The organism is Sphingomonas sp. PP-CE-3A-406 (assembly GCF_003688625.1).
Classification (GTDB): domain Bacteria; phylum Pseudomonadota; class Alphaproteobacteria; order Sphingomonadales; family Sphingomonadaceae; genus Sphingomonas.
The window spans coordinates 842,244-856,244 of sequence record NZ_RCWY01000002.1 but is presented as its reverse complement, the minus strand read 5'-3'; the positions used below and the strand labels follow the sequence as shown (position 1 = coordinate 856,244).

Annotated in this window: 14 protein-coding genes and 1 tRNA gene; 9 read left to right on the top strand and 6 right to left on the bottom strand. The window is 65.8% G+C overall.

What is annotated here, in order from left to right:
- Positions 1 to 21: 21 nt before the first annotated feature.
- Positions 22 to 327, bottom strand: coding sequence for a glycine zipper 2TM domain-containing protein (locus tag C8J44_RS10405; RefSeq protein ID WP_121884198.1), 306 nt, complete (start codon positions 325 to 327; stop codon positions 22 to 24).
- A gap of 160 nt (positions 328 to 487) precedes the next feature.
- Between C8J44_RS10405 and C8J44_RS10400 the strand changes: the two genes are divergently transcribed.
- Positions 488 to 1,126 carry a trimeric intracellular cation channel family protein gene (locus tag C8J44_RS10400; RefSeq protein WP_056053081.1) on the top strand — a complete coding sequence of 213 codons (639 nt, stop codon included), beginning with the start codon at positions 488 to 490 and terminating at the stop codon, positions 1,124 to 1,126.
- Positions 1,127 to 1,441: 315 nt separating this feature from the next.
- Here C8J44_RS10400 and C8J44_RS10395 read toward each other — a convergent pair whose 3' ends face one another.
- Together C8J44_RS10395 and sppA are read right to left on the bottom strand one after the other, a co-directional pair.
- Positions 1,442 to 2,050 carry a GNAT family N-acetyltransferase gene (locus C8J44_RS10395; protein ID WP_121904410.1) on the bottom strand — a complete coding sequence of 203 codons (609 nt, stop codon included), beginning with the start codon at positions 2,048 to 2,050 and terminating at the stop codon, positions 1,442 to 1,444.
- Complete coding sequence (gene sppA / locus C8J44_RS10390; RefSeq protein WP_121904409.1) at positions 2,050 to 3,993, bottom strand: signal peptide peptidase SppA; 1,944 nt, start codon at positions 3,991 to 3,993, stop codon at positions 2,050 to 2,052. Before sppA ends, C8J44_RS10395 begins: the two co-directional genes overlap by 1 nt.
- A gap of 483 nt (positions 3,994 to 4,476) precedes the next feature.
- Here sppA and groES point away from each other — a divergent pair, with 483 nt between their 5' ends.
- The 6 genes from groES to C8J44_RS10360 all read left to right on the top strand — a co-directional run bounded on the left by groES (position 4,477) and on the right by C8J44_RS10360 (position 8,744).
- Positions 4,477 to 4,764: a co-chaperone GroES gene (groES, locus tag C8J44_RS10385; protein WP_056052039.1), complete on the top strand. Its 288-nt coding sequence runs from the start codon at positions 4,477 to 4,479 to the stop codon at positions 4,762 to 4,764.
- Between the two features lie 120 nt (positions 4,765 to 4,884).
- Positions 4,885 to 6,528 carry a chaperonin GroEL gene (groL, locus tag C8J44_RS10380; RefSeq protein WP_121904408.1) on the top strand — a complete coding sequence of 548 codons (1,644 nt, stop codon included), beginning with the start codon at positions 4,885 to 4,887 and terminating at the stop codon, positions 6,526 to 6,528.
- Positions 6,529 to 6,868: 340 nt separating this feature from the next.
- Positions 6,869 to 7,465 (top strand): sigma factor-like helix-turn-helix DNA-binding protein, encoded by a 597-nt coding sequence (locus tag C8J44_RS10375; protein ID WP_121904407.1) that lies wholly within the window; start codon positions 6,869 to 6,871, stop codon positions 7,463 to 7,465.
- Positions 7,466 to 7,467: 2 nt separating this feature from the next.
- Positions 7,468 to 7,827 (top strand): hypothetical protein, encoded by a 360-nt coding sequence (locus C8J44_RS10370; protein WP_056052029.1) that lies wholly within the window; start codon positions 7,468 to 7,470, stop codon positions 7,825 to 7,827.
- Between the two features lie 34 nt (positions 7,828 to 7,861).
- Complete coding sequence (locus C8J44_RS10365; protein ID WP_056052025.1) at positions 7,862 to 8,320, top strand: hypothetical protein; 459 nt, start codon at positions 7,862 to 7,864, stop codon at positions 8,318 to 8,320.
- 22 nt (positions 8,321 to 8,342) lie between these two features.
- Complete coding sequence (locus C8J44_RS10360; RefSeq protein WP_121904405.1) at positions 8,343 to 8,744, top strand: winged helix DNA-binding protein; 402 nt, start codon at positions 8,343 to 8,345, stop codon at positions 8,742 to 8,744.
- A gap of 22 nt (positions 8,745 to 8,766) precedes the next feature.
- Here C8J44_RS10360 and C8J44_RS10355 read toward each other — a convergent pair.
- Positions 8,767 to 8,840, bottom strand: a tRNA-Gly gene (locus C8J44_RS10355).
- Between the two features lie 155 nt (positions 8,841 to 8,995).
- On the opposite strand from C8J44_RS10355, the gene C8J44_RS10350 reads away from it, so the two are divergent.
- Positions 8,996 to 10,270, top strand: a complete 1,275-nt coding sequence (locus C8J44_RS10350; protein WP_121904404.1) for an isoprenylcysteine carboxylmethyltransferase family protein — start codon at positions 8,996 to 8,998, stop codon at positions 10,268 to 10,270.
- 104 nt (positions 10,271 to 10,374) lie between these two features.
- On the opposite strand, the gene C8J44_RS10345 is transcribed toward C8J44_RS10350, so the two are convergent.
- The gene (locus C8J44_RS10345; protein ID WP_121904403.1) at positions 10,375 to 11,748 is read right to left on the bottom strand and encodes a glutamate--cysteine ligase; all 1,374 of its coding nucleotides are present in this window, start codon (positions 11,746 to 11,748) and stop codon (positions 10,375 to 10,377) included.
- Positions 11,749 to 11,833: 85 nt separating this feature from the next.
- On the bottom strand, positions 11,834 to 12,574 hold the full coding sequence (locus C8J44_RS10340) for a 16S rRNA (uracil(1498)-N(3))-methyltransferase (RefSeq protein WP_121904402.1): 741 nt from the start codon (positions 12,572 to 12,574) through the stop codon (positions 11,834 to 11,836).
- A gap of 494 nt (positions 12,575 to 13,068) precedes the next feature.
- Between C8J44_RS10340 and ubiA the strand changes: the two genes are divergently transcribed.
- On the top strand, positions 13,069 to 13,995 hold the full coding sequence (ubiA, locus tag C8J44_RS10335; RefSeq protein WP_121904699.1) for a 4-hydroxybenzoate octaprenyltransferase: 927 nt from the start codon (positions 13,069 to 13,071) through the stop codon (positions 13,993 to 13,995).
- Positions 13,996 to 14,001 lie beyond the last annotated feature (6 nt).

Genomic DNA, 14,001 nt, shown 5'->3' with positions numbered 1-14,001 from the left:
CATTGATTTAGCCGATGAGTGTCAGCGGCAACGACGGTCGTTGTTGCTCGTGCCCTTGTCGATCGCGCGACCGGCGAGGCCACCAAGGACGGCGCCGCCCAGCGTGCCGACCGTGCGGTCGCCGCGGGTGTCGACCGTGCGGCCGAGCAGTGCGCCGCCGACGCCGCCGATGATCGTGCCGGTCGTGCCGTTGTTCTTCTTGCAGTAGACGCGGCCGTCGCGACCACGCCATTCGCGACGATCGCGCGCGTCTGCCGCCGACACAGGAACGAGGACGGTCGGCAGGACCATCGCGCCAAGGCCGAGTGCGAGGATGAACTTACGCATGGATAAACTCCCGTATTGATTGATCTGATGACGTAACGAGGGGACTATACCGACGGTTTCATGAACCGAAAACAACACCGCGTTCATGTTTGTTCGGCGTATTGCGTCGCGGCTCGCACTTCCGCTTTACCGTCTTGGGTCAGGCGATTACGCCGCCCCGATGCTGCCCGTTCCGCTGCCCGTCGAGATCCTGCCCGTCGCCGCGCCGTGGTTCGACCTCGCCGGCCTCGCGGTGTTCGCCGCGTCGGGTGCGCTTGCCGCAGCCAAGCGAGGCCAGACGTTCGTGACGCTGGTGTTCTTCGGGCTGATCACCGGCGTCGGCGGCGGTACGGTGCGCGACCTGCTGATCGGCGCGCCGGTATTCTGGGTGCACGACGCGCGGGCGGCCAGCGTGTGCCTCGGCATGGCGCTGCTGATCTGGGTGACGCCCGAGCGGTGGTGGAAGGGCGAAGCGCTCGGCTGGTTCGACGCGGTCGGGCTCGCGGCGTATGCGGTGTACGGCGCGGCCAAGGCGCTCGGTTACGGCGTGCCGCCGGTGCCGGCGGCGCTGATGGGCGTGATGACCGCATGCGTCGGTGGCATCATCCGCGACGTGCTGGCGGGAGAGCCGTCGATCCTGATGCGGCCGGAGCTGTACGTGACCGCGGCGGCGCTCGCGGCGGCGAGTTATGTCGGGCTGGTGTTGGTGGGCGTGCCGCTGGTGTGGGCGGCGGTGATCGCGGCGAGTGCCGGGTTCACGTTGAGGGCGGCGGCGATCCGCTTCCATCTGGCGCTGCCCGCGTATGGTGGACGCCGCTAACCTCGCCCGCGCCAAGTATGTATCCCCGCGAATGCGGGGACCCAGTCTGGGCTCCCGCCTTCGCGGGAGAACAAGGAGGAGCGGGCGGTCGGTTGAGCTTGAGCCGAAGGTTATCGCTCGTCGGCCTGATCTCTACTCATTGGAGAAAGCACCTCCCAACACCGCCACCACCCCGGCGAAGGCCGGGGCCCAATTGGGGGACGTTGCTAACGACGGACCGCGCGACGTTACTACAGCCTCACCAATTGGGCCCCGGCCTCCGCCGGGGTGGTGTGAGTGTTCGCGCAAGCCTTCTATAAATGAGGTGCGGAAGCTTTACCCCCGTACAAGCCCAACATCCGCAAACCTCTTCGGCTCCACCGGCGGCACCGAAGGCCCGGTCAGCGCGCACTGCCAATGCCCGACATCGATCCACTGGCCGTTCTTGTACCCGACCTCGCGGTACACGCCCGCCCGGCGAAACCCGACCGCCTCGTGCAGCTTGATCGAGCCGTCGTTCGGCAACGCGATCGCGCCGATCGCCTGCGTGAACCCTTGAGCCCGCAGCGTATCGATCAGCGCCTCGTACAACAGCCGCCCCGCACCCTGGCGCTGCGCCGCGTCCGCGACATAGATCGTGGTCTCGCACGCAAACCGGTACGCCTCGCGCTTGTGGAACGCCGAGGCATAGGCGTAGGCCAGCACGCCACCCTCGGTGCCGCCCTCTACCCTGATCGTCGCCACCAGCCACGGGTACAGCCCGTCCGACACCGCCATCCGCGCGCGCATCTCGCCCGCATCCGGGGCCTCGGTCTCGAACGATACCGTCCCGACCAGTACGTGCGGCGCATAGATCGCCGCGATCGCCGCGGCATCCTCGGGCACCGCCGCCCGAATGACGATCCCGCCGCCGTTGCCAACTGCCCGAGAGGCGGGGACCACCATCAGAACCCGATCCGTGCCAGCAGCAGGTCGAGCAGCTTGGCATCGCCGATGTCCGCGGTCGTCGGCCCCATCCCGCCGCACTCCAGGCAGCGGACCTGGATCGAGCCCGACGTCGCCAGCCGCTTCATGTCGCCGACCGCCCGCGCGAGCATCTGGCGCCGGTCCGCCGCGACATGCGCGAACGCATCGCCGCCGCCGGCATCATCGTCGCCGTCATTGCCGAAATCCTGCGCGATCGCCGCGAGGAAGCCCGGCTTCTTCTCCAGATACTCGGCGTGGACCTTGGCGGGATCGAGCTTGGCGCGCTTGGCCGCCTCGTCGATCGCGTCCTGCAGCGTCCCGAACCGGTCGACCAGTCCGATCTGGCGCGCGGTGCCGCCATCCCAGACGCGGCCCTGGCCGATCTCGTCGACCCGTGCCGGCGTCATCTTCCGCGACGCGGCGACGCGGGCGAGGAACTCGCGATAGCCGTTCTCGATGCCGGCCTGTGCGATCGCGTCGAACATCGGCGTGGTCCCGCCGGTGACGTCGGGCTGGCCCGACAGCGGCGTGGTCTTCACCCCGTCGCTGGTCACGCCGATCTTGGCGAGCGCGTTTTCGAACGTCGGCACCACGCCGAAGATGCCAATCGAGCCGGTGATCGTGCCGGGCTCGGCGAAGATCACGTCGGCCGGCGTCGACACCCAATACCCACCGCTCGCGGCCATGCCGCCCATCGACACGACCACAGGCAGCTTCTGGCGCTTGGCTTCGAGGATCGCGAGTCGGATCTGCTCCGATGCCATCACCGATCCGCCCGGAGAATCGACGCGCACCACCAGCGCCTTCAACGTCTTCTTGGCAAGCCCGTCGAGCACCGCCTTCTCGATCGTCTTGCCCGCCGCCTTGCCGGGGCCGCCCTCGCCGTCGACGATATCGCCGGCGATCGTCAGCACGCCGATCGCGTCGCCCGCCGTGGGGAGGGGGTTCGCTTTCACCCAAGCGTCGTACTTGATCGCGGTGTAGTTGCCCGCCGGCTTGTTCGCGTCGCTGCCGGCGATCTCCGCCACGCGCCGCCCGAAACTGGTGCGATCGCCGAGCTTGTCGACGATGCCCGCGCGCAAATTCGCCTCGGCGATGTTGCCGTTAGACGCGAGGATAACCTTGTCGGGGGCGCTCATGAACTGCGCGATCTGCGCCTTGGGGCGTGCTTTCGCGACGGCCTCGCGCCACTGCGCGAACAACGTGCCGTACAGCGCGGTGCTGGCGGCGCGCGCGTCGTCGCTCTGGTCTGCGCGCGTGTAAGGCTCGACGAACGACTTGTAGCGGCCGACTCGGTAGACGTGCGCGTTGACGCCGAGCTTGTCGATCAGGCCCTTGTAATAGAGCTGGTTGCCGCCCGGCCCCATGAAGATCGTGCCACCCAGCGGGTTCACCCAGATCTCGCTAGCATTCGCCGCCAGGCGATAGCCGCCATCGGTGTACGCGGTCGCATAGGCCAGCACCGGCTTGCCGCTCGCACGAACCCGCGCCAGCGCATCGCTGACCTCGCCGAGTGCCGCAGGATACGCGCCGCCGAAGCTGTCGAGATCGAGCACGACCACCTTCACGCGCGCATCAGTGCGTGCGGTGTCGATCGAGCGCACCACGTCACGCAGGCGAAACTGCCGCGTCCGGCTCTGCCCCGAAAGTGCTGCGAACGCGGCCTGCTCCTCGGGCTGCTCGACGATCGAGCCGTTGAGGTCGAGCACCAGCGCGCCGTCCTTGATCGCCGTCGTGCTCTGCCGCGCGTTGAGCGCCGCGAAGATCAGCCCGAAGAACAGCAACATCGCGATCAGGACGAGCGCGTCCTTGATCGCCACAAGGAACTTCCACACGCCCCGCACGAGCCGCCATTTCTTCCGCGGCGGGCGGGCAGGGTCGACATAGGAGGGGGCGTAGGACGGCGCAGCGGTATCGGTCATGGGACGAGAGCTAGAGCAACGGGGCGCACAGGTAAATGCCCTGTATTACGCGTCCAACACAGGAAGCGTTCTAGCGCGCCCATCTACCGCAATCACCACGCAGTTCCCCTCCCGCTTGCGGGAGGGGTTAGGGGAGGGGAGTCCTACGAATGCTCCGCCCAAGAAACCCCTCCCCCGACCCCTCCCGCAAGCGGAAGGGGAGCAGAAGGCAGCATCGACCCAACTCTCCTAGTTCTCCTGCGAACGCAGGAGCCCAGGATACCAAGCACCGCCCTCCGTCACCCTGGACTCCTGCGTGCGCAGGAGAACGGCAGTGCTGCCGTTCACGACCTCAGCCACGATGCCCGAATACCACGCCCGCCCGAAAAAATTTCACCCCCGGAACCTTTGACATGCCGCACCCCGAGGCACATATGCCGTCCGTTGGCACTCGATAACCTCGAGTGCCAGAAATCTGTCACAATCCAAAAGGACATGGATCCCATGAACTTTCGTCCATTGCATGATCGCGTGCTGGTGAAGCGCCTCGAAGCCGAAGAGAAGACGGCTGGCGGCATCATCATCCCCGACACCGCCAAGGAAAAGCCGCAGGAAGGCGAAGTCGTCGCCATCGGCACCGGCACTCGCGCCGAGAACGGCACGATCACCCCGCTGGACGTCAAGACCGGCGACAAGATCCTGTTCGGCAAATGGTCGGGCACCGAGGTCAAGGTCGACGGTGAGGACCTCCTCATCATGAAGGAATCGGACATCCTTGGTATCGTTGGCTGACGCCGACGGGCTCGGCATCGTCAGGTATCACTGACGTGAACGGGCCAGGGAATGCTGGCGGCGAAAACCGCGCCAGCGTCTGCACTTTGTGAACTTCCACTTTTTGAAAGGGCAGCTGACATGGCTTCCAAGGACGTAAAATTCGGTCGTGACGCGCGTGAGCGCATCCTCCGCGGCGTCGACATCCTCGCCGACGCAGTCAAGGTGACCTTGGGCCCCAAGGGCCGCAACGTCGTCATCGACAAGAGCTTCGGCGCACCGCGCATCACCAAGGACGGCGTCACCGTCGCCAAGGAGATCGAGCTCAAGGACAAGTTCGAGAACATGGGTGCGCAGATGCTGCGCGAAGTGGCCTCGAAGACCAACGACATCGCCGGCGACGGCACGACCACCGCGACGGTTCTCGCGCAGGCGATCGTCCGCGAGGGCATGAAGTCGGTCGCAGCGGGCATGAACCCGATGGACCTGAAGCGCGGCATCGATCTCGCCGTCATCAAGGTCGTCGAGGACGTCAAGGCGCGTTCGAAGCCGGTTTCGGGTTCGAAGGAAGTGGCGCAGGTCGGCATCATCTCGGCCAACGGCGACCGTGAAGTCGGTGAGAAGATCGCCGAAGCCATGGAGAAGGTCGGCAAGGAAGGCGTGATCACCGTCGAGGAAGCGAAGGGTCTCGAATTCGAGCTCGACGTCGTCGAGGGCATGCAGTTCGACCGCGGCTATCTGTCGCCATACTTCATCACCAACCCCGAGAAGATGACCGTCGAGCTTCAGGATCCCTATATCCTGATCCACGAGAAGAAGCTCTCGAACCTGCAGGCGATGCTCCCGATCCTGGAAGCCGTCGTTCAGTCGGGTCGTCCGCTCCTGATCATCGCCGAGGACATCGAGGGTGAGGCTCTGGCCACGCTCGTCGTCAACAAGCTGCGCGGCGGCCTGAAGGTCGCAGCGGTCAAGGCACCTGGCTTCGGCGATCGTCGCAAGGCGATGCTCGAGGACATCGCGATCCTGACCAAGGGCGAGATGATCTCGGAAGACCTCGGCATCAAGCTCGAGACCGTCACGCTCGGCATGCTCGGCACCGCCAAGCGCGTCACGATCGACAAGGACAACACCGTCATCGTCGACGGTGCCGGCGATCACGACACGATCAAGGGCCGCACCGAAGCGATCCGCCAGCAGATCGAGAACACGACCAGCGACTACGACAAGGAGAAGCTCCAGGAGCGTCTCGCCAAGCTTGCCGGTGGCGTTGCCGTGATCAAGGTCGGTGGTTCGTCGGAAGTTGAAGTCAAGGAGCGCAAGGACCGTGTCGACGACGCGCTGCACGCAACCCGCGCAGCCGTCGAAGAAGGCATCGTCCCCGGCGGCGGTACGGCTCTGCTGTACGCAACCAAGGCGCTTGATGGCCTCGAGGGTGCGAACGACGACCAGACGCGCGGTATCGACATCGTGCGCAAGTCGCTGACGGCTCTGGTTCGCCAGATCGCGCAGAACGCCGGTCATGACGGTGCGGTGGTTTCGGGCAAGCTGCTCGACGGCAACGACTCGAACATCGGCTTCAACGCCGCGACCGACACGTACGAGAACCTGGTGGAAGCCGGCGTGATCGATCCGACCAAGGTCGTCCGCACCGCGCTGCAGAACGCAGCATCGGTCGCAGGCCTCCTGATCACGACCGAAGCGGCCGTGAGCGAGCTCGCCGACGACAAGCCCGCCATGCCCATGGGCGGCGGCGGCATGGGCGGCATGGGCGGCATGGACTTCTGATCCGAAGGGCGAGATCGTAGCCACTTTGGCTACGATCTCGCACAAGGACGGCCGGCGGGTCGGCGGCGCAAGCCACCGATCCCGTCCGACGAAAGCAGCGGCTCCGCCGATGCTCGGTTCCAAGCCAAACACATCGACCAAGGCAAAGGGCCGGGGAGCGATCCCCGGCCCTTTGTACGTCATCCCAGCAACTCGTGACCTTACCGAAGCATGTACCAAGCAACGGGACCGTTTCGGCCAGAAATCGACCAATACGTATACCATTCAGTTTCCCAAAACATCGTTCCGCATCGAACACTCGGCAGGTGCAACCGCGGCGCGATAGCGCTACTACGCGGGCATGACCGGGGGACGCATCGATCAACTGACCGAAGCTCAGCGCGCCTGCTTGCGGCTGGTGCTGACGCATCACAATTCGAAGGAGATCGCGGCGATCTTCGGCGTCTCGCCATCGGCGATCGACAAGCGGATCGAACGCGCAATCCAGATTCTCGGCGTCGGCACCCGGTTCGAGGCGGCGCGTCGGCTCCAGGAGCATGAGGGCGCGGACGGCCATGTCGTCACGCAGGAGCGCCCTGCGCCTGATGCGGCAGACCCGACCGATACACCCATTCTGACATACGAACGGCTCCCATCCGAACCAATCGACGTTCCCATCCCCCCATCCGCAGCCCCAAAGGTCGACCAGATCGAGCCATGGGGGCTCGTTCGCCGCTTCATGGGATTGTCCCAGCAGAGCGGGCCGATCGGCGCAGCGCGGAACCGGGTTTCGAGAGGCGACAGGATCGTCAGACTTATCGGACTCATGGGCCTGATCGCCATCACGTCGATGGCGCTCGTGAACATGGCGATGACGCTGACCAGCCTGTTGCGGGCGAACCGCGACCACGCTGCTCCGATACATGGCCCGTCAACGGCGGCACCACGGGGGAGATAATGATGTTGAAAGAACGCCGCACCGCGACCGACGCGGTCACACAGCAATTCCTGAAGGCGGAAGCCGCGGTCGACGAGGCAGCCATGCTCGCTGCGTCCTGCGTCGCGACGCTGCTGCAACAGCGCGTCGCCGCCAACCTGCCGGTCGGCACGGGCGTCGCCGCCCTGCAGATGATCTCGCAGGCGTCGCTCGACATCATCAACGCCCGCCAGCGGTTCGTCGAAGCGCATCAGGCGCTCGTCCAGGTGCGGACGGACATCGGGCTGGGCCAGTTCTACGGTTACGGCGATACCGCCCAATGCCCGCCCAACGAAGGCGCACTACGCGCCGAGACGCCACTGCGTCTGGCAGCGGTGGCCTGATTGGCCGATTTCGGTCCTGCTTCGGAGGCTAAAGTTGGATCGGGTCTGGATCTTCTATTCGATACAGTTGGCGGCTTCGGCCTACGCGATCCTTCGGGGTGGCGCACCGGAGCGGCTTACGGGTCTGGCACTGCTGCTTGCGGCAGTGTCGACCGGTATCGTCGAGCGCAACGTTCCTTCGCTGTTTTCGGGGCTGGAACTGGGCGTCATGATCGTCGACCTGATGCTGCTTGCGGTGATGATCGGGATCACGCTGAGCGCCGATCGTTTCTGGCCGGCTTGGGTTACCGCGCTGCATGCGCTGGGCACCGGGGCGCATCTGGCCAGGGCGATCAGCCCCGACGTGATCCGGCTCGTCTACGCGCTGCTCTCCGCAGCCTGGAGTTACCCCATCGTTCTGCTTCTCGTGATCGGGACAGCCAGGCACTCGCGACGAATCCGGGCAAGGGGCTGGGATCTCGATTGGAGCCGCCAGGATCCGACGATGCGCTGAAGCGTAATCGGATACAGCGCACATGACCTACGCATCCTCCATCGTTTCCGGCGTCGCGCTGAAACACAGCCCACTGCCTATCCTGCATGACCCGGCCCTGGTCGAGGTCGCGCGGCGGCTCTACGCCATGAGAAAGATCCGCGACGATCTGCTCGGCACTAGCCTGTTCTCCGAACCGGCATGGGATATCCTGCTCGACCTGTTCATCTCCGACGACGACGGCCTGCGGCTGAGTGTCTCGGCAGTGTGCATCGGCGCGCGCGCACCCTCGGCGACGGCGCTGCGGTATTTGACGATGCTGCAGGACTCGGGGCTCGTGGAGCGAACGCGCGACGAACGCGACGGTCGCCGCTCGCATGTCCAGCTTACGACGCTCGGGCGCAGGCGGATGACGGGACTGCTTGCGCGCATGGTCGACGTATAAGCGTGCCGACATGAGGGAATGCTGGAGCGGATGACGGGAATCGAACCCGTGTATTCAGCTTGGAAGGCTGCTGTACTACCATTGTACTACACCCGCTCGGCATGCCGTAGCGAAGCCCCGAACTAGCGTCGCCGCGCGGTCGGCGCAAGCACCGACATGGCAGCCTCCTGGCAGTTACGCCGCGAGGCCTCGCCCGCAAAGGGCCAGATGGTTCACGCGTTGCTCACCATTCCGCGCTACGGACGATAGCGATGGATCATGATGACGCGCTTTCCGCTCGACCCCAGCCCGATCCACGTCCGCGCTCCGCGGTCAGCGGCGGCGCCGGCCTCTGCGGCTTGATCGGCATCTTCGTCTGGCTGGGGATCGCGCGCTGGTATGGGTTGGACGGCCCCTATTCGGCCTTGGTCAACGTCGTCGCATGCGCGCTGCCGATGGTCGCTTGGTCGCTGCTGGTCGACAAGGTCCACCGCAACGCGAGCACGGGGATCGACTGGTCCGCGCCCAGACCGTTGCGCACCACGCTCGACACGAGCCTGACCAAGCTTGCGGGGCTCTGGGCGACATGGGCCGCGATCGCGGTCGTCTACGGGACCGTGCGATCATACTGGCAGGGTAATTTCGCGTTCGCGATGTGGTGCTTCACGAATGCCGCGCCGATCCTGTTCGTCGCATCGATCCCCTATGTGCTCTGGATCGACCGCTATCTGATCGAACCGCGCGATGGCGCCTGGCACCTCGGCGGCTGGATGACCGGGCAGGCGGGTGTCGAGCCCGAAGCGATCTACGGCCATCTCCGCGCCTGGGGGGTGAAGACGTTCTTTCTCGCCTTCATGCTGGCGATCGTACCGCCGGGTTTCGCCACGTTCGTGCGCGGCGATCTGGCGTCGGTGCTGCACGATCCCGTCGCGCTGGCGAACTGGCTGATCACCTTCATGTTCCTGATCGACGTGGCATTCGCGACGGTCGGCTATATCCTGACGTGCCGCCCGCTCGATTCGCACATCCGCAGCGCCAACCCGTTCGCGGCGGCGTGGATGACGGCGCTGATGTGCTATCCACCGTTCATCCTGATGAACGAGGGCGGCCCGCTGGATTATCACCCCGGCACGTCGGATTGGGCGTACTGGTTCCAGGGGCATCCGGTTCTGCTCACACTCGTCGGTGCAGTTCTGGTCGCGCTGACCGCGATCTATGCTTGGGCGACGATGGCGTTCGGCTTCCGCTTCTCCAACCTGACCAATCGCGGCATCCTGACGCACGGACCCTATGCGATCTCGCGCCATCCGGCGTATCTGTCGAAGAACCTGTTCTGGTGGATCTCGACAATCCCGATCCTGACCACCGGGAGCATCGTCGATGCGGCGAGGGCGACGCTGTTGCTGGCCGCCGTTGGAGGGGTGTATTTCTGGCGGGCGAAGACCGAGGAGCGGCATTTGAAGCTCGACCCCGACTATCGCGCCTATTTCGACTGGATGACGCGCAACGGTTTGGTGCCGCGGCTGTTCGCGAGGTTGCGCGGCTGATTCCCCTCCCGTTTACGGGAAGGGGAGGGGTTGACCTCGCCATCGGCTGAAACGTCCGCGGCCAAGCCCTCCCCCGACCCCTCCCGCGAACGGGAGGGGAGCAGTTAGAAGCTCGATTCGTCGTACACCTTCGAGACGTCGCCGCCCCAGACGCCGTGATACTTTTCGAGCAGCACTTCGGCGGGCACCTTGCCGCTCCGCACAATTTCCCGCAGCGGATCGAGAAAGCCGGTCTCATTGTCGCCCGCGCGATTGAACCGCGCCCGCGCCGACAACCCGGCGCCTGCGATGTCGAGAACTTCGCCCGCGATATCGCGCAGCTTGCCGCCACCCGCGATCGGCGCGTTCAGCCCGAGCTTCGGCACCGCATCGCGCAACGCCTGGCGTTCGTCGATCGTCCAGTCCTTGACCAGATCCCACGCCGCATCGAGTGCACCCTGATCGTATAGCAATCCGACCCAAAGGGCTGGCAGCGCACAGATCCGGTTCCACGGCCCACCATCCGCACCGCGCATCTCGAGGAAGGTCTTCAACCGCACCTCGGGGAAGGCGGTCGACAGATGATCGGTCCAGTCGTCGAGCGTCGGCTTCTCGCCCGGCAGCACCGACAATTCACCCTTCAGGAAGTCGCGGAACGACAGCCCGGCGGCGTCGATATACTTGCCCTCGCGGTAGACGAAGTACATCGGCACATCGAGCGCATACTCGGCATAGCGCTCATACCCGAAGCCATCCTCGAACACGAACGGCAGCATGCCGGTGCGGTGCGGATCGGTGTCCGACCAGATATGGCTGCGATACGACAGCATGCCGTTGGGCTTGCCCTCGGTAAACGGCGAGTTCGCGAACAGCGCGGTCGCGAGCGGCTGGAGCGCGAGCCCGACGCGGAATTTCTTCACCATGTCCGCCTCGGACGCGTAATCCAGGTTCACCTGGATCGTGCAGGTCCGCAGCATCATGTCGAGGCCCATGCTGCCGACGCGCGGCATGTGCCGCAACATGATCGCATAGCGCCCCTTGGGCATCGTCGGCAGTTCGGCACGCGTCTTGTCCGGCCACATGCCGAGCCCGAGAAAGCCGATCCCGAGCTTCTCGCCCGCCGCCTTCACCTGCTCCAGATGGCGCCCGGTCTCGGCGCAGGTCTCGTGCAGCGAATCGAGCGGCGCGCCCGACAGTTCGAACTGGCCCGCGGGCTCCAGGCTGATGCTGCCGTCGGGCCCCGACATGGCGATCGCGTTGCCGCCCTCCATGACCGGCTTCCAGCCATATTGCTCCAGCTCGCCGAGCAGTGCGCGGATGCCGCTCGGCTCGTCGTACGATGGCGCGTGATGATCGCCGTTCGCATAGACGAACTTCTCGTGCTCAGTGCCGATCCGCCACGCGTCCTTCGGCTTTTCGCCGCCCGCGAAGCTGGCGATCAACTGGTCGCGCGACTCGATCGTCGGGCTGGTCTTTTTCGGAGCTGGAATCGTCGTCATCGCCGCGCCTTACGCGCCGATGAACGAGGGTGCTAGAGGGTATCCAGACCAATCGGTAGCAATGTCTTCGTAGAGGTCGGGACGCCTACCAGTCGCCCGCCGCCGCCATCCACAAGGCAACGGCCGCGCCTGCCGCGGTTTCCGCGCGGAGGATGCGCGGCCCCAGCCCGATCCCGACCGCATTCGGATGCGCGCGGATCGCCTCGCGCTCGTCGGCATCGAAGCCACCCTCGGGCCCGATCAGGATCGCCGCCGGGCCGGGACGTGCGCGCATCGCCTCCAGCGCCGGTACGCCGCCGGTCTCGTCGGCGAAGAACAGCGCGCGGTTCTCGGGCCAATCGCGGAGCAATGCGGCAAGCTTTACTGGTTCGGCCACCTCGGGCAGCGCGGTGCGCCCGCATTGCTCCGCCGCCTCGATCATCTGCGTCCGAAGCCGCTCGGTATTGGGCTTGTCGACGATCGTCCGCCGCGTGACCACCGGCACCAGCCGCGCGACGCCCAGTTCACAAGCCTTTTCCGCCATCCAGTCGACCCGGCCCTTCTTAAGCGGCGCGGCGCAGAGCCATAGGTCAGGTACGTCCTCGCGCGGACGCAGCAATTCGGTGACGTCGAGCACCAGATCGCGCTTGCCGACGCTCGACGCCACCCCGAGCCATTCCCCAGTCCGGTCGTCGAACAGCTTCACCGGATCGCCGATCTTCATCCGCATCACCCCGACGAGATAATGCGCCGCTGCTCCATCGACCTGGAGCGGACCGGGCGCGAGCGGCGTATCGACGAAGAGGCGCGGCGTGGACTGCGGCGGCCAAGCGGGGGTTGCAGGCATAACTCGCCTCTAGCAAATCCTCCCCGGCACGGGGAGGGGGACCAGCAAAGCTGGTGGAGGGGGGCTTCCGCACGCGTTACACTCGCGTTTCGTCACTCCGTCCGGGCATTCGCGCAGTGCACTTTCACCGCCAGCAATACGCACGCGGCGATCCCCCTCCACCCTTCGCCAGAGGCGAACGGTCCCCCTCCCCGTGCCGGGGAGGATTTGAGACGCGCCTTTGGGGAAGGGGCGCTCACCGCTTCCGCCGCGCCCACATCTTTCGGGCTACCACCCACGCTACAACCACAACTACAACTCCAAGGATCAGCACTCCCGCGACCGCCCCCGCGACCCGAAAGATCCCCCAGAACAACGCCTCGACGAAGCGGCCGACCGCAACCGAAAGGCCGATCATGCTGGAGGGTCCGAACGCGTCACACCCCACCGGTACCCGGCAAAGGCTTGCGCGCCAAACCCCGTCTTCCTACGCCCCCAGCATGCAGACCAAGCCGATGCACGAAGAAATCGTTCCCGACAGCGAGCATAAGGGCTTGGTCGGTCGCCTCCCGCCAACCCTCCGCGGCCTTGCGCTGCTCGCCCGTTTCGACCGCCCGATCGGCTGGTGGCTGCTCTTCTGGCCCGGCGCCTGGGGAGTCGCGCTAGCCGGTGGCGCAGTCGAGCGTTGGGACCTGATCCTCTGGCTCCTCCTCGGCAGCATCGCGATGCGCGGCGCGGGGTGCGTGTTCAACGACATCGTCGACCGCGACCTCGACGCGCAGGTTTCGCGCACCCGCGCCCGGCCGATCCCGAGCGGGCTCGTGTCGATCACGCTTGCCTGGGTCTGGCTCGTCGCGCTGTGCCTGATCGGGTTCGTCGTCCTGCTGCAACTCACCTTCTTCGCCGCGATCGTCGCACTTGCCAGCCTCGCCCCCGTCGCCGCCTACCCGTTCATGAAGCGCATTACGTGGTGGCCGCAGGCGTGGCTCGGCATCGTCTTCTCCTGGGCGTTGCTGGTCGGCTGGAGCGACATCGCCGGCGCGCTCGATACGCCGATGTGGCTGCTCTACGCGGGTTCGATCGCATGGGTGATCGGCTACGACACGATCTACGCGCTGCAGGACCGCGAGGACGACGCGATGATCGGCATCCGCTCGTCCGCGCTCCGCATGGGTACGCACGTCAAGGCCGGCGTCGGAATCTTCTACGTCGCCGCCGTCGCTTTATGGGCCGCAGCGTTCTGGCAAGTCCGCCCCGACCCGCTCGCGATCGCCGCGCTCGTCCCCGTCGGACTCCATCTTGGCTGGCAGGTCGCGACGCTCAGACCGGGCACCAGTCCCGAGGCCGGCACCGCCGCGCTCGCTCGCTTTCGCGCGAACCGTTTCGCCGGACTGCTCATGTTCCTCGCCTGCGTGGTTGTCGGCACGAGCCTGCATCCTTAAGTCGCT